Annotated in this window: 23 protein-coding genes; 15 read left to right on the plus strand and 8 right to left on the minus strand. The window is 47.4% G+C overall.

Annotated elements, in window-relative coordinates; translation table 11 throughout:
• Positions 1-104: 104 nt before the first annotated feature.
• The 7 genes from ACWHAR_RS11875 to ACWHAR_RS11905 all read left to right on the plus strand — a co-directional run bounded on the left by ACWHAR_RS11875 (position 105) and on the right by ACWHAR_RS11905 (position 4,363).
• Positions 105-584, plus strand: a complete 480-nt coding sequence (locus ACWHAR_RS11875) for a hypothetical protein (RefSeq protein WP_012118654.1) — start codon at positions 105-107, stop codon at positions 582-584.
• A gap of 74 nt (positions 585-658) precedes the next feature.
• Positions 659-847, plus strand: coding sequence for a CsbD family protein (locus ACWHAR_RS11880; protein WP_003151197.1), 189 nt, complete (start codon positions 659-661; stop codon positions 845-847).
• 353 nt (positions 848-1,200) lie between these two features.
• Positions 1,201-1,518, plus strand: a complete 318-nt coding sequence (gene ureA, locus ACWHAR_RS11885) for an urease subunit gamma (RefSeq protein WP_007407581.1) — start codon at positions 1,201-1,203, stop codon at positions 1,516-1,518.
• The gene (gene ureB / locus ACWHAR_RS11890) at positions 1,515-1,889 is read left to right on the plus strand and encodes an urease subunit beta (RefSeq protein WP_003151199.1); all 375 of its coding nucleotides are present in this window, start codon (positions 1,515-1,517) and stop codon (positions 1,887-1,889) included. The genes ureA and ureB overlap by 4 nt, the downstream gene beginning before the upstream one ends.
• Positions 1,886-3,595, plus strand: a complete 1,710-nt coding sequence (gene ureC / locus ACWHAR_RS11895) for an urease subunit alpha (RefSeq protein ID WP_032875961.1) — start codon at positions 1,886-1,888, stop codon at positions 3,593-3,595. The genes ureB and ureC overlap by 4 nt, the downstream gene beginning before the upstream one ends.
• A gap of 141 nt (positions 3,596-3,736) precedes the next feature.
• Positions 3,737-4,141 carry an Rrf2 family transcriptional regulator gene (locus tag ACWHAR_RS11900; protein ID WP_032875964.1) on the plus strand — a complete coding sequence of 135 codons (405 nt, stop codon included), beginning with the start codon at positions 3,737-3,739 and terminating at the stop codon, positions 4,139-4,141.
• Positions 4,142-4,186: 45 nt separating this feature from the next.
• The gene (locus ACWHAR_RS11905) at positions 4,187-4,363 is read left to right on the plus strand and encodes a hypothetical protein (protein ID WP_223204425.1); all 177 of its coding nucleotides are present in this window, start codon (positions 4,187-4,189) and stop codon (positions 4,361-4,363) included.
• Positions 4,364-4,471: 108 nt separating this feature from the next.
• Here ACWHAR_RS11905 and xynA read toward each other — a convergent pair whose 3' ends face one another.
• Positions 4,472-5,113, minus strand: a complete 642-nt coding sequence (gene xynA, locus ACWHAR_RS11910) for an endo-1,4-beta-xylanase XynA (RefSeq protein ID WP_007407578.1) — start codon at positions 5,111-5,113, stop codon at positions 4,472-4,474.
• A gap of 312 nt (positions 5,114-5,425) precedes the next feature.
• Between xynA and ACWHAR_RS11915 the strand changes: the two genes are divergently transcribed.
• Complete coding sequence (locus ACWHAR_RS11915; RefSeq protein ID WP_255322061.1) at positions 5,426-5,551, plus strand: hypothetical protein; 126 nt, start codon at positions 5,426-5,428, stop codon at positions 5,549-5,551.
• A 37-nt stretch (positions 5,552-5,588) separates the two neighbouring features.
• On the opposite strand, the gene ACWHAR_RS11920 is transcribed toward ACWHAR_RS11915, so the two are convergent.
• Both ACWHAR_RS11920 and cls read right to left on the minus strand, forming a co-directional pair.
• A complete protein-coding gene (locus tag ACWHAR_RS11920; protein ID WP_032875973.1) occupies positions 5,589-5,975 on the minus strand; it encodes a DUF5362 family protein in 387 nt (128 codons plus the stop codon).
• A gap of 135 nt (positions 5,976-6,110) precedes the next feature.
• Positions 6,111-7,559 (minus strand): cardiolipin synthase, encoded by a 1,449-nt coding sequence (gene cls, locus ACWHAR_RS11925; protein ID WP_007407575.1) that lies wholly within the window; start codon positions 7,557-7,559, stop codon positions 6,111-6,113.
• Between the two features lie 220 nt (positions 7,560-7,779).
• Here cls and ACWHAR_RS11930 point away from each other — a divergent pair, with 220 nt between their 5' ends.
• On the plus strand, positions 7,780-8,217 hold the full coding sequence (locus tag ACWHAR_RS11930; RefSeq protein WP_014419085.1) for a DUF5392 family protein: 438 nt from the start codon (positions 7,780-7,782) through the stop codon (positions 8,215-8,217).
• A gap of 31 nt (positions 8,218-8,248) precedes the next feature.
• On the opposite strand, the gene ACWHAR_RS11935 is transcribed toward ACWHAR_RS11930, so the two are convergent.
• Both ACWHAR_RS11935 and ACWHAR_RS11940 read right to left on the minus strand, forming a co-directional pair.
• On the minus strand, positions 8,249-8,698 hold the full coding sequence (locus ACWHAR_RS11935) for a DUF5362 family protein (protein WP_032875976.1): 450 nt from the start codon (positions 8,696-8,698) through the stop codon (positions 8,249-8,251).
• The gene (locus tag ACWHAR_RS11940) at positions 8,695-9,186 is read right to left on the minus strand and encodes a GNAT family N-acetyltransferase (protein WP_087920810.1); all 492 of its coding nucleotides are present in this window, start codon (positions 9,184-9,186) and stop codon (positions 8,695-8,697) included. The genes ACWHAR_RS11935 and ACWHAR_RS11940 overlap by 4 nt, the downstream gene beginning before the upstream one ends.
• A 138-nt stretch (positions 9,187-9,324) precedes the next feature.
• Between ACWHAR_RS11940 and ACWHAR_RS11945 the strand changes: the two genes are divergently transcribed.
• Together ACWHAR_RS11945 and ACWHAR_RS11950 are read left to right on the plus strand one after the other, a co-directional pair.
• Positions 9,325-10,194, plus strand: a complete 870-nt coding sequence (locus ACWHAR_RS11945; RefSeq protein WP_032875980.1) for a M23 family metallopeptidase — start codon at positions 9,325-9,327, stop codon at positions 10,192-10,194.
• A 90-nt stretch (positions 10,195-10,284) separates the two neighbouring features.
• Complete coding sequence (locus ACWHAR_RS11950) at positions 10,285-10,707, plus strand: VanZ family protein (RefSeq protein ID WP_007407570.1); 423 nt, start codon at positions 10,285-10,287, stop codon at positions 10,705-10,707.
• A gap of 17 nt (positions 10,708-10,724) precedes the next feature.
• Here the strand turns inward: ACWHAR_RS11950 and ACWHAR_RS11955 are convergent, their stop codons facing one another.
• A complete protein-coding gene (locus ACWHAR_RS11955; protein WP_003151220.1) occupies positions 10,725-11,300 on the minus strand; it encodes an undecaprenyl-diphosphatase in 576 nt (191 codons plus the stop codon).
• 164 nt (positions 11,301-11,464) lie between these two features.
• Between ACWHAR_RS11955 and ftsW the strand changes: the two genes are divergently transcribed.
• A complete protein-coding gene (gene ftsW, locus ACWHAR_RS11960; protein WP_032875983.1) occupies positions 11,465-12,619 on the plus strand; it encodes a putative lipid II flippase FtsW in 1,155 nt (384 codons plus the stop codon).
• A gap of 53 nt (positions 12,620-12,672) precedes the next feature.
• Here ftsW and ACWHAR_RS11965 read toward each other — a convergent pair whose 3' ends face one another.
• Together ACWHAR_RS11965 and ACWHAR_RS11970 are read right to left on the minus strand one after the other, a co-directional pair.
• Positions 12,673-13,023 (minus strand): P-II family nitrogen regulator, encoded by a 351-nt coding sequence (locus tag ACWHAR_RS11965; protein WP_014419080.1) that lies wholly within the window; start codon positions 13,021-13,023, stop codon positions 12,673-12,675.
• 17 nt (positions 13,024-13,040) lie between these two features.
• A complete protein-coding gene (locus ACWHAR_RS11970; protein WP_003151223.1) occupies positions 13,041-14,252 on the minus strand; it encodes an ammonium transporter in 1,212 nt (403 codons plus the stop codon).
• A gap of 252 nt (positions 14,253-14,504) precedes the next feature.
• Here ACWHAR_RS11970 and ACWHAR_RS11975 point away from each other — a divergent pair, with 252 nt between their 5' ends.
• The 3 genes from ACWHAR_RS11975 to ACWHAR_RS11985 all read left to right on the plus strand — a co-directional run bounded on the left by ACWHAR_RS11975 (position 14,505) and on the right by ACWHAR_RS11985 (position 18,050).
• Entirely contained in the window at positions 14,505-15,071 is a 567-nt protein-coding gene (locus ACWHAR_RS11975) for an isochorismatase family protein (protein ID WP_003151227.1), read from the plus strand.
• On the plus strand, positions 15,068-16,432 hold the full coding sequence (locus tag ACWHAR_RS11980; RefSeq protein WP_032875986.1) for an MFS transporter: 1,365 nt from the start codon (positions 15,068-15,070) through the stop codon (positions 16,430-16,432). Before ACWHAR_RS11975 ends, ACWHAR_RS11980 begins: the two co-directional genes overlap by 4 nt.
• A gap of 163 nt (positions 16,433-16,595) precedes the next feature.
• Positions 16,596-18,050 carry an NCS1 family nucleobase:cation symporter-1 gene (locus tag ACWHAR_RS11985; protein ID WP_032875989.1) on the plus strand — a complete coding sequence of 485 codons (1,455 nt, stop codon included), beginning with the start codon at positions 16,596-16,598 and terminating at the stop codon, positions 18,048-18,050.
• Positions 18,051-18,066 lie beyond the last annotated feature (16 nt).

Genomic DNA, 18,066 nt, shown 5'->3' on the forward strand with positions numbered 1-18,066 from the left:
TCAGCAGATGGTTATTTTTTTATGCACATCATAACGTTTGACCATAGGAAAAAACGGAAAAATCGCAAAAGAGAGAAAAAAGCACGAGGGGAAGGAGGGATTTGTTGTTCGGATTCAATGATATGATAAAGTTTTTTGTATCATTTCTCATCATTCTGCCGATGGTGTCTGTCATCCATGTGGCGGGACACAGCTTTATGGCCATGCTGTTCGGAGGCAAGGCATCATTGGATATCGGAATGGGGAAACGTCTTTTAAAAGTAGGGCCGATTCAGGTTCGGCGTATCTACTTCATAGATTCTTTCTGCAAGTTCGGCGAATTGCGGATAGATAACCGTCTGACGAGCGCGCTCGTCTATTCCGGAGGCTGTCTGTTTAATCTCGCTTCTATCTTTTTAATAAATCTGCTGATCATAAAAGATGTCCTTGAGCCAAACTTATTTTTTTACCAATTTGTCTATTTTTCAACTTATTATGTTTTCTTTGCTCTTCTGCCGGTGCAATACGGGGATAATAAGCTGTCAGACGGATTGGCCGTTTACAAAGTGCTCCGCTACGGGGAACGCTGTGAAATCAATAATTGAGAGTTTACATGTTTGTGTTCGGGCTGAAAGGGAAGAAAACAAGTACACAGAATAAAAAAGGAGCTGAAGAGATCATGAGTGAAGATAACGGTTTAAAAGACAAAGTAAAAGGCGGCATGAACAAAATGAAAGGGGAAGCAAAGGACAAAGCAGGTGACATGGCAAACAAGTCCGACTTAAAAGCGGAAGGTAAAAAAGACAAAGCGAAAGGCAGCCTGCAAAAGGGTGTCGGCAAAACGAAAGATAAACTCAGTGATGATTAATTTGATAGTGAAACACAGCAAAAGCCCAAAATATTTTGGGCTTTTTGTTATGAGAAATGACAAAAATTCCAGTTCATTTGGTTAATATTCACTAAATTTTTAAATATTCTATAAATTTATCGACGATTTCTTTATAATATTCACATAGAATGTAACCTTTCTTCACATTTGATTAAACGTTTGTTGAAGAAAAAAATGAGAAATCGGTAATTTCTGCAAAAGGAATCGGGCCGTTCACCGTCGAATAACTTTTATCACTTAACATTTCATGAGGTGAAGGGGGTGACGGCCGCCTGCATCGTTTCGGTATGACCATGCGGATTGTGTTTGACTATCACTAAGGGGGAATACAGATGAAACTGACACCGGTTGAACAAGAAAAATTGCTTATTTTTACGGCGGGAGAGCTCGCTAAGCAGCGGAAGGCGCGCGGCGTTCTGCTGAATTACCCTGAAGCCGCCGCATATTTGACCTGTTATCTGATGGAAGGCGCGAGAGACGGAAAAAGCGTTGCTGAGCTGATGGAATCCGGCCGCAATGTATTGACGGAAAAAGACGTTATGGAAGGCGTTCCGGAAATGCTGGACAGCATTCAGGTGGAAGCGACGTTCCCGGACGGGGTTAAGCTTGTCACCGTTCATCAGCCGATCAAAGCGGAGGTGAAGTCATGAAGCCGGGAGCGATTCAAGTCGCAAAGGGGACCATCACCATTAACGAAGGCCGGAAGACGCTGGAGGTGTCAGTCACCAATAACGGAACACGGTCAGTGCAGGTAGGATCGCATTTTCATTTTGCCGAGGCCAACGGCGCCCTTTCCTTCAATCGGGACAAAGCAATCGGCATGCGCCTTGATATCCCGTCAGGCACATCTGTCCGTTTTGAACCGGGAGAAGAGAAAACCGTCACGCTTGTGGAAATCGGAGGGCGAAAAACGGTCAGAGGTCTCAACGGCATGGCCGATACTTATATGGATGAGCGGGGAAAAGAGAAGACGCTGTCAAATCTTAAAAAAGCCGGATGGATGGAGGAGGCGATCCGATGAAAATGTCACGTGAGCAATACGCAGAACTGTTCGGACCGACAACGGGAGACAAAGTCAGACTCGGAGATACGGATTTATGGATTGAAGTCGAAAAAGATTTCACGAATTACGGTGAAGAAATGATTTTCGGCGGAGGGAAAACAATCCGGGACGGCATGGGGCAGAACGGGCGTATCACCGGGAAAGACGGAGCGCTTGATCTGATCATTACAAACGCCGTTATCCTGGATTATACCGGAATCGTCAAGGCGGATATCGGGGTGAAGGACGGCCGGATTGTCGGCGTCGGAAAAAGCGGCAACCCTGATATTATGGATGGGGTGGACCCGCACATGATTATCGGTGCCGGAACAGAAGTCATTTCCGGCGAAGGGAAAATCGTAACGGCCGGCGGGGTGGATACGCATATCCACTTTATCTGCCCGCAGCAGATGGAAGTCGCGCTTTCTTCAGGCGTGACCACGCTTCTCGGCGGCGGAACGGGTCCTGCGACGGGAAGTAAAGCGACGACTTGTACATCCGGTGCATGGTACATGTCGAGAATGCTGGAAGCGGCCGAGGAGTTTCCGATCAACGTCGGTTTCTTAGGAAAAGGGAATGCATCCGATAAAGCGCCGCTGATCGAGCAGGTGGAAGCAGGCGCGATCGGCCTGAAGCTGCATGAAGATTGGGGATCAACGCCAAGCGCCATTAAAGCTTGTATGGAAGCGGCGGATGAGGCGGACATTCAGGTGGCGATTCACACAGACACGATAAATGAAGCGGGCTTTTTAGAAAATACGCTTGATGCGATCGGCGATCGGGTTATCCATACATATCACATAGAGGGAGCCGGCGGAGGCCACGCACCGGATATTATGAAACTCGCATCTTACGCCAATATTCTGCCGTCCTCTACGACGCCGACGATTCCATATACCGTCAACACGATGGACGAGCATCTTGATATGATGATGGTCTGCCATCATTTAGATTCAAAAGTGCCTGAAGACGTGGCATTCAGTCATTCACGCATCAGAGCGGCCACCATTGCGGCGGAGGATATTCTGCACGATATCGGCGCGATCAGCATGACGTCATCTGACTCGCAGGCGATGGGCAGGGTGGGAGAAGTGATTATCCGGACATGGCAGGTGGCCGATAAAATGAAAAAGCAGCGCGGCGCTCTATCAGGAGAAAACGGCAATGACAATGTGCGCGCCAAACGCTATATCGCCAAATACACGATCAACCCGGCCGTCACTCACGGCCTGAGCCATGAAGTCGGTTCCGTTGAAAAAGGAAAGCTCGCCGACCTCGTACTATGGGACCCGGTTTTCTTCGGCGTCAAACCTGAACTTGTGCTCAAAGGCGGCATGATCGCCCGCGCCCAAATGGGAGATCCGAATGCTTCCATTCCGACGCCTGAGCCCGTGTTTATGCGGCAGATGTACGCATCATACGGTAAAGCAAACCGAAATACCTCTATTACATTTATGTCCCAGGCCGGTATCGCAAACGGTGTGCCGGAAAAGCTCGGCCTTGAAAAAATGATTTCTCCCGTACGGAATATCCGTAAGCTGAGTAAGCTCGACATGAAGCTGAATGACGCGATGCCGAATATACAAGTCGATCCGAAAACCTATCAGGTGTTCGCCGACGGAGAAGAGCTGGCATGCCAGCCCGTCAGCTATGTTCCGCTCGGACAGCGTTATTTCTTATTTTAATCCCTCTCAGGCCGGTTTCCCGCCGGCCTGTTTACACCTCTATTGCCAACTTGATTTCATCCTGCCGCCCGTTTTAGTGTATATTAGTAGTTGACAAACAAATGAAATGTAACTATTGTGGTTACAACGGTGGTGAAAAACATGATTAACAGCCGTCTTGCTGTGGCCATTCACATTCTATCGCTGATCTCAACGGATGAACGGGCGTCATCGGACATGATTGCGGGCAGCGTAAACACCAATCCCGTCGTCGTGCGGAGAACGATCAGCCAGCTGAAAAAAGCGGGTATTCTGACATCCCGGGCGGGTGTTCCGGGAGCCAGCCTGAAAAAAGATCCGGCGGAGATCACCCTCTTAGAGGTTTACAAGGCGGTGCAGAATAAGGAAGAGCTTTTTGCGGTTCACGACAATCCGAACCCCGACTGTCCGGTCGGCAAAAATATTCAGCGCGCGCTCGATGAGACGTTCGGAAGCGTACAGCGGGCAATGGAGAATGAACTTGCGAGCAAGTCCCTTTATGATGTAATGAATCATCTCTTTTGTTAAAAAGAGATGGTTCATCCCGCTATCGGTGTAACAAGGATGGTTACAATGGGTAATGAGGAAATCACGGTATTGGCTCTATATTCAGACAAGCCTGGATGCGGGATTGCGATCTGTTTAATGAAAAAATCCTCCGAAACTAAAGGAGGCGGTTACCGGGATATTTTTATTTTGCTTAAGGCTTATGTGAAGGTGTCAGCTGTGAGCAAGTTAAACAAAAAATGATATCCTGCTTCCAGCAATGCCAAAACCGTTCGCCTCTTAATAATCATTATAAAATGTCTCAAGGAACGATCAGCAGCCCGTTAGCTGCCCCTAATTAAAGATGAGCTGTTACCACACTGTTACATTAGAACTTCCGCTGCTTTTATATCCTTCTGTCGCTAAGACTTGATAAGCCCAATTACTGCCCAGATTCATTCCATGGCTCTTCCAGGCGTTAACATGATTGCTGAAAGTGATTGCAGCGTTGCTTCCGGTTGGTCTCTTCGACTGGCGAACACTCCAGTACTGCGTAAAAGTAGTGTTATCGCCATCAATGGAAGGTGCGTTATAACGTGTCGTTGTATATATGTCATATGTACCTCCATCACTTTTTACGGTACCTTTATACGTTCCGGTAGGTCTGTAAGTACCCCATGAATCCACCACATAATATTCGATGAGAGGTGCTCTCGTCCAGCCATATAAAGTCAAATATCCATTCCCATTCGGCGCCCAGACTCCGGCATTATAGTTTATTGTTCTAAATGGCGAGCCTGTAGTCCAGCCTTTACCAACAACGAAATTTCCGGTATTAGACCAATTAACACTGTAATTCCCGCCAGATCCATTGACTGCGTTTACTGTTCCGCCCCCATCAGTCCAATTTTGCCAGTAATCTGTGCCAGCTGCAGAAGCGGTTGCCGAAAACATGCTGATACTCATGAAAGCTGCCGTTAATCCAACTAAGAATTTCTTTTTAAACTTAAACATATGTTACCTCCTATACTATTTTTTCTGACTTTGACATGAGGCAGCACTCGTAAATATTTAACGAACGCCAACGCTTTTGATCGTTCCTTTCAATATAATAGCATGAATACATGAGTGAATATTAAGAACAATTGTAATTTAATTACAAAGACCCAAAAAAATGTATGATAAGCGGTCTTGTTCCACCATGGCTTTTATCCTTATTTTGCAGAATCACAATTCTTGCTTCTAAACCTGATCAGGAACAGGCGAACAATTGAGTGATTTCAGCTGAAACTCTGAGGAAAAGCTTTTTTGATGTGACGGCGACACGTGTGGCTGAAGCCGGAATGTCTGAAAGAATATCTGCAGACAGCGTCTCAGCTGCGCTATTATGCCATCGCCGTATTGGCAAATCCAAAGCAGAAAAACTTTCCCGTTGTCGAAGAAGCGGAATAAGAAAAAATCCCGGGCGGATGCGCCGGGATTTTCCTTTTTAATATGTATTGGCATCAATATTATTAAACACGCCGTCCATGATGCCGAGCGTCATGAGGACAATGAAGAGAACGATACCGAGAACGGACAAGCCGACCGTCACAATCAGGTAGATCCCCTGCATTTTCACGAACTTTGCATAATTCTCCAGCATATGTTCCTCTGTCAGTTCATTGAACTGCTCCGCCATCTGTCCCGCTTCATTTGCCGAGCGCATCAGAAAAATGCCGGCAATGATCTGCAGAACGCCGGGAATGGCTCCGATTAAAAAGAAAAACGCGCCCGACAGCGCCGCAAACGCACCCATGATAATAAATAAAATACCTGTCGCTTTTCCCCATTTCGAAATAGAAATAAGCGAACGATTCACTGATTCAGGTTTCAAACTATGGCACTCCTTTACAAAAAAATACTCACTTTTCATTTATACACTATTCGGTCATTCTTTTGAATATAAAATGTGTTTTTTCGTGCCGTGTCCGTTTTTATATCAGAAAATTCCCGAGAAACACCCCGGGAATTACAAAATCGGCGAAAGAAGTCTTGAAATCGATTCTTTAATGCGGATCCGCAGCGAACGCTCCTGATATTCTTCATACGTATATTTTCTGGAGACGAGCAGATCTTCTTTAAATGAGGAAATGAGTTTTTTCGCGATGGTGACGTCATAAATAAAGGCGTTGACTTCAAAATTAAGTCTGAAGCTTCTGACGTCGATATTCGCCGTACCGACTGAAGCCGTCTCATCATCGACGACAATCGTTTTTGCATGAATAAAGCCATTATCATAAATGTAGACTGAGGCTCCGGCTTTCAAAAGGTCGCCGATGTAAGATAAAGTCGCCCAGTAAACGAAAGCGTGATCCGGCTTGTTCGGAATCATGATTTTGACGTCGATGCCTGACAGACAGGCGATCCTGAGGGCATCTAAAAGACTTGAGTCAGGAATAAAGTAAGGCGTCTGAATCAGGATCGACCGTTTGGCCGTTGAGATCATCTTGATATAGCCGTTTTTAATTTGTTCCCATTCTGAATCCGGTCCGCTCGTGACAATCTGCATCCCGACATTGCCCTTCGGCTCGCATTCCGGAAAATGATTCGGAACGTATGTGAGCGTATGATGATGGGAGGCTTGGTTCCAATCGAGGATAAACCGTGTCTGAATGGCGTGTACCGCCGTGCCTTGAAGCCTGAGGTGCGTATCGCGCCAGTAGCCGAATTTCGGATTCAGGCCGAGATACTCATCTCCGACGTTAAAGCCGCCGACATAGCCGGTTTCGCCGTCAATGATGACGAGCTTGCGGTGATTCCGATAATTGAGCCGCAAATTAATCGGACGAAGCCTGGAAGGAAAAAAGACTTCCACATGGCCGCCGGCGTCCCGCAGCGGTTTGAAGAATTTTTTTCTGAGTGATCTTGAACCGAGTTCATCATATAACACTCTGACTTTTACGCCTTCGCGTGCTTTTTTCACTAAGGCATCGCGCAATTTTTTTCCCAGTTCATCACCTTTATAAATATAGTATTGAAGGTGAATGTGATCTTTTGCGTTGGAAATGTCCTTCATTAAGCGTTTGAACTTATCGCGCCCGTCCGTCAGAATCTCCACCGAATTATCCTCTGTAAAGACTGCGTGGTTGTTCATGACAAGCATATAGATGAGGTCTTTATTATCCACAGTCGCTCTGTTGTTAAATTGGAATTGCCTCGACTTCAGATCTTTCAGCTGAGACTTCAGCAGCTTTTCAATCCCGATTTTTTTACGGTCTTCCCATTGAAACAGATGCTTGCGTCTCAGGTTATGGCCGAATAACAGGTATAAAATAAACCCTAAAATGGGAATAAAAAAAAGAACCAAGAGCCAAGCCCATGAAGCGCTGGCATCGCGTCTTTCTTTGAAAATCATGATGACGGCCAAAAGTATATTTAAAACGAAAAAAAATCCGAATAAAATAAATGAAATGCTCACTTTGCAACCCCGCTATATCATATTTATCAAGACTGTGCCCATTAGTATTCCGACAAGTGCAGCAATCTGATTCCCATTTCAAATTATAACATTGACATTTTGAAAGAATAAAGAGCCGGAATCAAAGTTGAATGCAGTTTTCTTTCAAAGGAAGTTCCGGGTGCGTTAAAATATGCATATATGAAAAAGAAGACAAAAATGACAGCAAAGGGGAGAGGGCATGAAGCTGGAGCATGCGGAACAATTGCCGGGATTCATAAAAAAAGAAATTCAGAAAATACAAATCGCCATTGCGCCGCTGATGAAAAAAAGCATCATTTACCGTTTTCTTGCTTTCCCGCTCGCCGCTTTTAGTCTGTTTCATCTGGCATCGCTTTTGATTCAGGCCCCTTCCGGGAGAGGAGCTCTCGTGTCGGCCGGCATTTTTGCACTCCTTGCGGCCTTGGGTCTTGCGTTGTTTAAGGAAGCCGGCTATCAGCGGAAACAGGTGCAAAAAACGATCCGCCTTTATATGCTGAACAGAATCAGAAAAAGCGATATTCTGTCCGAGGAACGGAAAAGCGCCTATACCCGGCTGATTGCCGAGGAGCCGTCTGCGATGAAGAGCTTTATTGAATTTTTAACGGAAGAAGACCGGAAAAAAGAAATGCTTTATTAAAAAAGAGCTGACGCGCGATCAGCTCTTTTTGTCATTCAAACACCGGGTCGTTCTCATAGTAATATGAATCAGGCGTGTCATACGTATCAGTGCTGTGATAAGCGATAATTCCGATGACAGCGAAGATGACGACTAAAATAAAAGCGAGAATGCCCAATACCACACTGGATGCCGCATAAAAAAACTGCATTTTGATAAATGAGGCGTAATGTGCAAGCATATTTTCTTCCGCGTTTTCTTCTAGTCCTTCCTGAAGGGCGGCAGCCGCTTTTGCCGAGCGCATCAGCATAACGCCGGAAATGATGAGCAGAACCCCCGGAATGGCTCCAAGCAGCGTCACAATCGCTGACAGAGCGGAAAGAGAGCCCGTGATGATCAGAAACACGGCGGTGATCTTTCCCCATTTGGCGATGTCGGCAAGGGAACGGGTTTTTTTATTGAGCGGCTGGTTTTCGTCTTTGTCTTTATCGATGGTGATCATGACAGTTCTCTCCCTAAAATGTTCAAGTCATATCGTTTTCCGTCCATTTCGGCGATACCCGGGAATACGCCCCATTCGGTAAAACCGAATTTTTCAAACAGCTTAATGCTCGGCACATTATGTCCGAAGATAAAAGCCATCAGGCTGCGGATGCCGATTGCCGGAGCGAGTGCCAGGGCTTCTTTCAGCAGAAAGCTTCCTGCTCCTTTGCCGCGGCAATCCTGATGCAGATAGATGCTGATCTCCGCCGTTTTGTCATAGGCCGGACGGCCGTAAAACGTTTCAAAGCTGATCCAGGCCGCCACTTTGCCGGTTTCATCTTCCGCGACCATCAGCGGGCGCCGGTCCGTGTGCCGCAAAAACCAATCCATCCGGTCTGCGGGCGTCACTTCTTCCGTATCAGCCGTTACCATTCGTGAGGCAATCGTCGAGTTGTAAATGGCCACCACCGCATCTAAATCCTCCAATACGGCTTTGCGCAGGGTCAAATTCATATTCCGGGATCTCCCTTCACATTTCATTACATAAATAAGTGCAATCTGCACATACTATTTCCAAAAAAGTTTTTTATGGATGTGTATATATTTTCAGAAAAGTGTTCAGAATGTTGCTGAGGTGATGAACAAATGAGAGAGGAAGAAAAGAAAACTTCTCAAGTCAAAAAACTTCAGCGGTTTTTTCGCAAACGCTGGATATTCCCTGCAATCTACTTAGTCAGTGCGGCCGTCATTTTAACAGCTGTCCTTTGGTATCAATCCGTTTCGAATGATGTGAAGGACAATCTGACGAACAACGGCGGAAACTCCGCGTATGACAGCGGCAAAGACGATGCCATCGAAGTAGGCAAGTCAATGGAAAACGTCGCAATGCCGGCTGCTCATTCTGAAAATGTTTCTGTTGTGAAAAAGTTTTATGAAACTGATGCCGCAAAAAAAGAGAAAGAAGCAGCACTTGTTAACTATAATAACACGTACAGCCTCAGTAAAGGAATTGACTTAGCTGAGAAAGACGGAAAATCATTTGATGTTTCTGCTTCTCTGAGCGGTACGGTTGTTAAAGCTGCTAAAGACCCGGTGCTGGGATATGTGGTTGAAATTGAACACTCAGACGGCCTGTCTACTGTCTATCAGTCTTTATCTGAAGTCAGCGTGGATCAGGGCGACAAAGTAAAGCAGAACCAGGTCATCGGTAAATCCGGAAAAAACCTTTACAGTGAAGAAAGCGGAAATCACGTGCACTTTGAAATCCGCAAGGACGGCGTAGCGATGAACCCGCTCAATTTTATGGACAAGCCGGTAACATCTATTGAAAAAGCGGCGGCTGAAGAGAAAAACGCTGTGACAGAAGAAACGGAAGGGGCAATTCAGCAGTCTTCCGAGAAAAAAGATGTGACGCCTAAAAAAGAAACCGAAGAAAAACCAGGTGACAAAGAGGACGGCACAAAAGACAAGACAGATGGTAAAGATGACGGCTCAATGAAAGATTCGGGCAAGTAATCTTGATCCCAAAGCGCCTATCAGCTCTGATAGGCGCTTTTCATATTGCCGCATGTGCCTTTATACTAGTAGAAAACGAGGAGATGCTGAATGAATAAATGTCTGGCGGCCGGGTGGCTCGTCTTTGTTTTCGTTTCTGCTTTGACTGAAAGCTTTCACGATATGATTGTGTCGCAGACGGTGTCCTTCCGTTTCACGCCCCATCCGGATGTGTCCGGTTTCTTTGTGTTCGATATGGCGGAGCTCGCCATACCGGAAGCGGCGATTCAAAAGCTTGGGCACGCGTTTTCATTTTTTGTGCTCGCCTATTTGTTTTTCAGGGAGCGCAGGCGCATGAAGAGGGCGGTGCTGTATGCATTGGCCGCCGCTTTCCTGACAGAAATCGTCCAGCTCTTTTTCGGCAGAAACGGATGCCTCCGCGATGTGCTGATTGACAGTCTCGGCATTGCCGCATTCTGTGCTTTACAAAGGAAAAAGCATACAGCCAAACATACAAAAACCGGCAGTCTGTGACAGACGCCGGCTTTTTTTTATATATTATGGTTTGTCGATTTGCTTTTATGAACGATACTTTCATAGATTCGCACGATCAGATCGACAATCGGACGAAGCACATTTGAAAATCTGAACAGCAGGAATCCGACAATGAGGGAAACGATAATGCTTCCGAGCACATCGATCGGATAATGGTGGCCGACCCAAATTCTTGAGAAGCCGGTCAAAAGGCCGAAAATCACAAGCGGCCAGCCGAGTTTTTTGTTGCGGAACAGAATCGCAATTGAAATCGCCAAAGCGCCTGTCGTATGGTCACTCGGAAATGAAGCATCCGCGGCATGAGGGATCAGCGTATGAACCGTATGCTCGACAAAGGGGCGCGGCTCGACATAGACTTTCGTGATGAGGTAGTTGATGATAAGCGCCGCAACACCCGTGAAGCCCGCGTACAGGGCGTTTTGTCTGCCTTTTGTGCTTCCGAACAGCCACATGGCAAGCAGGAAAAGGGCGTAGGCGTAAATGGCGTATTCCGTTATAAATACCATGATAGAGTCGAGAATGGCGCTATGGTGCGACAAACCATTGATCGCTTTAAATAGTTCGTAATTCACAAATATCACCTTTTATCTTTATTTTATATGAACAGTGTAATGCTTTTTTCTATGAGACACAATTGGTATTAAAAATAATCATAAAAAAGTAAACAGAATGAAACGTGACTGTATTACTGTGCGTCAAGTATGCGGGAAAAGAATAGCCGAAGGAGTTTTGTCCGTTGCTGAAACGTTTGAAAAACGCCGATCTGCCGCTTGTGTTTGTCATTATGCTGCTTTGCGGATTCGGCTTGTTAATGGTGTACAGCGCCAGTGATGTGATGGGGTCTCAGCGGTACGGAGATCCATCCTATTTCTTCCATAAACAAAGTACCTCTTTACTGATCGGATTATGCTTATTTCTATTTGCCGCCTGTCTGCCGTATAAGCGGTATGCGCGGCTTGTACCGCTGTTTGTGGTCGGTTCGCTGGTATTGCTGCTGCTCGTATTGATACCGGGAATCGGGCTGGAGCGGAATTTTTCCCGCAGGTGGCTGGGAGCGGGCCCGCTTGTCGTACAGCCGTCTGAATTGGCGAAGATCGCCATGATTTTGTATTTCGCTTCGATTTACACGAAAAAGCAGCCGTACATTCATCAATTTGTGAAAGGGGTTCTGCCGCCTTTAGTGATTTTGGGGACCGCTTTTCTGCTGACATTGGCGGAGCCTGATTTAGGGACGGCTTCCTTAATCCTGGCGGCATGCGGGTCGATTTTATTATGTGCCGGCTTGAAAAAGCGCCATCTGTTCGTGCTCGGCGCGACGGCGGTGTCCGGGGTTGTTTATCTCGCATTTTCCGCTTCCTATCGTGTGAAGCGCCTCGTTTCCTTTACCAATCCGTTTGGTGATGCGAACGGGGACGGCTATCAGCTGATTCAATCCTATTTTGCTATTTCCGGAGGCGGGTTTTTCGGAAGAGGGCTTGGAAACAGTGTTGAAAAAATGAACTATCTGCCTGAGGCGCATACCGATTTCATTATGGCCGTGATCAGCGAAGAGCTGGGGATATTCGGTGTTCTGATCGTTTTGGGATTATATTTTGCGTTAATGCTTCTCGGCGTAAAAACGGCCGTGCGGGCTGATGACCCGTTCGGGAAGCTTCTTGCCATCGGAATTACGTTTCAATTAATGTTTCAGGTTGTATTGAATTTGGGAGCGATGAGCGGACTCCTCCCGGTTACGGGTGTACCGCTTCCGTTTATCAGCTACGGCGGTTCTTCATTGATTATGACGCTGTTTTTATGCGGCATACTGGTCAATATCAGTACATATGCGAAAAAACAACCCGTACGGCATAAGCGGCCTGTCCCGCATGAAAAAAAGGCTTCTTCTTTTTAATGAAGCCTGAAAAAAACGCCCGGGACATTTCTGTCTCCGGGCGTTCTGTCTGTTTATAAAGCTTCTGGTCCTTCTTCTCCGGTGCGGATATTAATCGTGTTTCCGATTTCATAGACGAATATTTTGCCGTCTCCGGGCTCTCCCGTTTTCAGCACTTTTTTCGCCGTTTCCACGACTTGATCAACGGGAACCTTGCTGACAACGATTTCCACTTTCAGCCGTTCATACACATTGCTTTCAATTTTGACTCCGCGGTACAGTTCGGTGTGGGCTTTTTGAAGGCCGCAGCCGTGTACGTTGGAGAAGGTCAGCGATGTGACTCCGATTTTACCGAGTTCCTGTTTCAATGTTTCAAACTTAGCCGGACGCGTAACGATTTCTACCTTGAACATTTGACCGCTCATCTAAGCCACTCCTCACTTTATAAGTCCTGATATGCTTTTTCCCCGTGCATCGTTAAATCAAGCCCAAGTGACTCTTCTTCTTCACTGGCGCGAAGGGGAATGAACAGACCTACAATTTTAATGATAACGAAAGTGACAATAAATACAAATACATAGGTTGCCGCAATGGCCGCAATCTGCTTCCAGAGCAGTCCCGGATCGCCGTAAAACAGCCCGTTTGCCCCGCCGTCATTGACGGAAGTGGTGGCGAATAAACCGGTCGCAATGCCGCCCCATGTCCCGCCGATCCCATGCAGGCCGAAAGCGTCAAGCGCATCATCATAACCGAAAGTCTTTTTGAGCCAATACACGCCCCAGAAGCAGACAAGCCCGCCGATGAAACCGATTACGATGGAAGAGAATGGCGTAACGAACCCGGCAGCCGGCGTAATGGCGACAAGCCCGGCAATAGCGCCTGATACAGCACCCAGCATGGTCGGTTTTTTGTTCAGCATCCATTCGATTAAAATCCAGCCGATAATTCCGGCCGCAGCCGCGGTGTTTGTGTTAATGAAGGCAAACATCGCGATACTGTCAAGCGTGAGGGCACTGCCGACATTGAAGCCGAACCATCCGAACCAAATGAGCGCTCCGCCCAAGAACGTGTAAATTAAGTTGTGAGGGGAAGCCGCCGTGCCGTCCTTGCGTTTCCCGAGCACAATCGCCAGCACGAGCCCGGCGACTCCGGAAGAAATGTGGACGACGTTTCCGCCTGCGAAGTCAAGAGCGCCCATCTGGCCGATCCAGCCGCCGCCCCATACCCAGTGCGCAACGGGGGTATATACGAGGGAAGCCCACAAAAAGGAAAATACAAGAAAAGCACTGAATCTCATGCGTTCAGCAAATGCTCCGGAAATAATGGCCGTCGTCAGTACGGCAAACGTCATTTGGAACATCATGAACAAGGAATGCGGGATCGTATCACTATAACTTCCGGGTTCAAAGCCGACCCCCTTCAGCCCCGCCCATTCAATCCCGCCAAGCCATGTATTCCCGGGGGCAAAAGCAAGTGAATATCCGTACAAAACCCAAACGACGGATACGATGGCGAGAGAAGAAAAACTATGCATCGCCGTGCTGAGCACGTTTTTGCTTTTTACCATTCCGCCGTAAAACAAAGCCAGCCCGGGGGTCATCAGCCACACGAGTAAAGCGCAAAAGAACATAAATACTGTATCGCCCATCTGCATGTTGTATTCCTCCGTCTCATTCAGAATGTAATTGTGATTAATTCATTATTATAGAGAAAAAAGAACGATAAAACATTGTCGTGTAAGGTTATCTGACATGGTTTTTTGCGTTCATAATGCTGCTTTTTCAAATGGGTGCCGTGCGACTTTATATCCATAAAAAGAGTGCCGGAGCATGGCGGAAGAAATCCTGTCCGGGAAAGAGTAAAATAAACGGGGTGAGAAACACTAACTGCATCAGGAGGAATCATTATGACAACATCATTAAATCTGCAATTTGAAAAAACGGCTTTGGTCCTTATTGATTTACAAAAAGGCATTGTGCCGATGGATAAAAGCGGTACCGTTGTGCCGAACGCGAAAAAATTAATTGATGTGTTCCGGGAAAAAGGCGGATTTATCAGCTTTGTAAACGTGGATTTTCATGACGGAGCGGATGCGCTGAAGCCGCTGACGGATGAAGAGGCGGCGGGCCATTCGGCTCCGCCGGCGGATTGGGCTGAATTTGTGCCTGAAATCGGAGTGAAAGAAAACGATTATACGGTAACAAAACGGCAGTGGGGCGCGTTTTTCGGCACGGACCTGGACCTTCAGCTCAGAAGACGGGGAATCGACACAATTGTGTTATGCGGGATTGCGACAAACATCGGTGTGGAAAGCACGGCGCGAGAAGCTTTTCAGCTCGGGTATCAGCAAGTTTTCGTAACTGACGCGATGGCGACATTCAGCGATGAACAGCACGAAGCGACACTCAAGTTTATCTTCCCGAAAATCGGCAGAAGCCGGACGACGGAAGAATTTATCGCACAGACAAAATGACAATCTCCAAAAAAAGCCGCGTCCTGTTTTTGACGGCCGTGGCTTCGGGGACGATGCTGAACCCATTGAACTCGTCGATGATTTCTCTTGCGCTTCACAGTATTCAGCATGAATTTCACCTGTCGTTTACAACGGTGTCCTGGCTGATATCGTCCTTTTATCTTGCCAGCGCGGTGGCGCAGCCTGTTACCGGGAAGCTCGGTGATATGCTCGGCAGGAAGAAGCTGTTTTTGATCGGGCTTCTGCTTGTTGCCGTCTCGGCGGTCGGCGCGCCGTTTGCGCCGACTTTTATGACTTTGCTGATCATGCGGCTTTTTCAATCGATCGGAAGCAGCGCGATATATCCGTCCGGCGTCGGATTGATCCGTTCAAATATACAGGAGAAGCAGGCTTCGGCGCTGGCCGTCCTGTCAATCTTTGCATCAGCCATGACGGCGCTCGGTCCGACTCTCGGCGGTTTTCTGATCGTTTGGGGAGGGTGGCCGGCAATCTTTTTCGTCAATCTGCCGTTTATCATTCTCAGCTTTTTTCTCGGAATGTATATGTTTCCGAAAGATGAAAAACGCGAGATCGGCGGCTTGAAAGGCGTGCTTCGCCAGCTTGATACGATCGGGATACTCCTGTTTGCCGGAGCGATTATCCTTCTTCTGTCGTTTTTATTGTCCTTCAGTACGAAGCCTCACTATACAGAAGGCGTATTCGGGCTTTTGTTTGTCGGGCTGTTTATCTGGCGCGAGCTGAAAACAGAGAAGCCGTTTATAGATGTCAGGCTGTTTAAAACGCACCGGAAACTATCGTCGGTGTATATTCAATTTATTTTGCTGAATATATTCTTTTACTGCATCTTTTTCGGGCTTCCGAGCTATTTTCAGGATGAAATGCATTTGTCCGTTCAGACAAGCGGATTGATTATGCTGTTTATGTCGGGCATGAGTATTCTGGTGTCGCCCCTGACCGGAAAATGGATAGATAAGAAAGGGCTTCTTCAGCCGATTGTTGCCGGAACCTGTCTGACCGCGATCGGGGCGGTGCTGTTAACGTTTTTCTTTCTTCAGGCGCCTATGATAGGAAAAGGGCTGATCCTATCCGTGCTGGGTGTCGGCTACGGCTTCGGAAATGTCACGTTTCAGGCGGCCATGCTGAAAACGAGCCCCGCCGACATGGTCGGAACAACGTCCGGCCTGTTTCAGACCTGCCGGTATCTCGGTTCGATTTTGTCTTCTGTCATTTTGGGCATTCTTTTCGGAAAAGAAATTACCTCCGGCCATTTTCATATGCTCGGCACGATTCTTATCGTTGTCGGCGCCGTAAGCCTTTTGATGGCGTTCCGGTTTTCGGTTCTCCTCAAAAAAGCCTCTTAACAGGCGCAAAAAAAAGAGACGGGCTCTCCCCGTCTCTTTTTTTGTGTAATGTGCTCAAAAATTAAAACGATTATTGTCGACAGCGACCAATGTTATTTACGGAATTTTCAGTTATATTTTTTCACATGTGATGTAAGGAAAACGTACATGTGGGAGGGAGAAAATGAAAAAAACAACGAGTGATCGGCTAAGCAACAAAGATTTACTGCCTTTAGAAGACGGCGAACGGACATGGAAAGCGGTGAATTTTGCATCCATTTGGATGGGCTGTATTCATAATATCCCGACCTATGCGACTGTGGGCGGGCTCATTGCGATCGGCCTTTCTCCGTGGCAGGTGCTTGCCATTATCGTGACGGCGTCACTCATTTTGTTCGCCGCTTTGGCCTTGAACGGCCATGCCGGAACGAAATACGGCCTGCCTTTTCCGGTCATTATCAGGGCTTCTTACGGAATATACGGAGCTAACATTCCGGCGCTTCTCAGGGCGTTTACAGCCATCATGTGGCTCGGAATTCAAACATTTGCCGGAAGCACGGCTTTACACATTCTGCTTTTGAACATATGGCCGGGCTGGGGGAGTCTCGGAGGAGATTGGAATATATTCGGGCTTCATCTGCCGGGCTTTCTGTCGTTCATTTTCTTTTGGGGCATTCATCTGCTTGTGCTGCGGCACGGCATGGAATCAATCAAAAAATTTGAAGTGTGGGCGGGCCCGCTTGTTTATCTCGTCTTCGGCGGCATGGTCTGGTGGGCGATAGATATTGCCGGCGGGCTCGGACCGATTTACTCACAGCCGGGAAAGTTCCATACCTTTTCTGAAACGTTTTGGCCGTTTGCCGCCGGAGTGACGGGCATTATCGGGATATGGGCGACATTGATTCTGAATATTCCTGACTTCACCCGGTTCGCCGCGTCGCAAAAAGAACAGATTCGCGGCCAGTTTTACGGCCTGCCGGGAACGTTTGCGCTGTTTGCGTTTGCGAGCATTACAGTGACATCCGGATCACAGGTAGCATTCGGAGAACCGATTTGGGATGTGGTGGAGATTTTGGCCCGGTTTGATAATCCTTTTGTTATCGCTCTTTCGGTCATCACACTTTGCATCGCCGCCGTCTCGGTTAACGTGGCGGCAAACATCGTGTCACCGGCCTATGACTTGGCGAATGTCCTGCCGAAGTATATTACATTCAGGAGGGGAGGGTATTTGACCGCCGTTTTGGCCCTGTTCACAATACCGTGGAAGCTGATGGAGAGCGCCACGAATGTTTATGCGTTTCTCGGGCTCATCGGCGGGATGCTCGGACCGGTGGCCGGGGTGATGATGGCTGATTATTTTATCATCAGAAAAAGGCAGCTCTCAGTTGAAGACCTTTATTCGGAAACCGGACAGTATACTTATTACAAAGGCTATAATTACCGGGCCTTTGCCGCGACTTTTCTCGGCGCGTTTATTTCTTTAATCGGGATGTACGTCCCGGCGTTCGCCGGCATCTATGATATCTCCTGGTTTGCGGGTGTCATTTTGTCATGTCTCGGTTATACGGCGCTTATGTATATTCATCCTCCTTATGTAAAAGCGGCGGGACGAATCGCGCGGGAAAGAGCGGCCGAATAAAAAAAGCCGGGGCTGC

This window comes from Bacillus sp. LR--39, assembly GCF_053613335.1.

Bases quoted from the DNA above. Each gene is read 5' to 3' on its own strand.
- ACWHAR_RS11880 (WP_003151197.1), top strand. From the start codon at position 659: ATGAGTGAAGATAACGGTTTAAAAGACAAAGTAAAAGGCGGCATGAAC.
- ureA (WP_007407581.1), top strand. From the start codon at position 1,201: ATGAAACTGACACCGGTTGAACAAGAAAAATTGCTTATTTTTACGGCG.
- ureB (WP_003151199.1), top strand. From the start codon at position 1,515: ATGAAGCCGGGAGCGATTCAAGTCGCAAAGGGGACCATCACCATTAAC.
- ureC (WP_032875961.1), top strand. From the start codon at position 1,886: ATGAAAATGTCACGTGAGCAATACGCAGAACTGTTCGGACCGACAACG.
- ACWHAR_RS11900 (WP_032875964.1), top strand. From the start codon at position 3,737: ATGATTAACAGCCGTCTTGCTGTGGCCATTCACATTCTATCGCTGATC.
- ACWHAR_RS11905 (WP_223204425.1), top strand. From the start codon at position 4,187: ATGGGTAATGAGGAAATCACGGTATTGGCTCTATATTCAGACAAGCCT.
- xynA (WP_007407578.1), bottom strand. From the start codon at position 5,113: ATGTTTAAGTTTAAAAAGAAATTCTTAGTTGGATTAACGGCAGCTTTC.
- ACWHAR_RS11930 (WP_014419085.1), top strand. From the start codon at position 7,780: ATGAAGCTGGAGCATGCGGAACAATTGCCGGGATTCATAAAAAAAGAA.
- ACWHAR_RS11935 (WP_032875976.1), bottom strand. From the start codon at position 8,698: ATGATCACCATCGATAAAGACAAAGACGAAAACCAGCCGCTCAATAAA.
- ACWHAR_RS11945 (WP_032875980.1), top strand. From the start codon at position 9,325: ATGAGAGAGGAAGAAAAGAAAACTTCTCAAGTCAAAAAACTTCAGCGG.
- ACWHAR_RS11950 (WP_007407570.1), top strand. From the start codon at position 10,285: ATGAATAAATGTCTGGCGGCCGGGTGGCTCGTCTTTGTTTTCGTTTCT.
- ACWHAR_RS11965 (WP_014419080.1), bottom strand. From the start codon at position 13,023: ATGAGCGGTCAAATGTTCAAGGTAGAAATCGTTACGCGTCCGGCTAAG.
- ACWHAR_RS11970 (WP_003151223.1), bottom strand. From the start codon at position 14,252: ATGCAGATGGGCGATACAGTATTTATGTTCTTTTGCGCTTTACTCGTG.
- ACWHAR_RS11975 (WP_003151227.1), top strand. From the start codon at position 14,505: ATGACAACATCATTAAATCTGCAATTTGAAAAAACGGCTTTGGTCCTT.
- ACWHAR_RS11980 (WP_032875986.1), top strand. From the start codon at position 15,068: ATGACAATCTCCAAAAAAAGCCGCGTCCTGTTTTTGACGGCCGTGGCT.
- ACWHAR_RS11985 (WP_032875989.1), top strand. From the start codon at position 16,596: ATGAAAAAAACAACGAGTGATCGGCTAAGCAACAAAGATTTACTGCCT.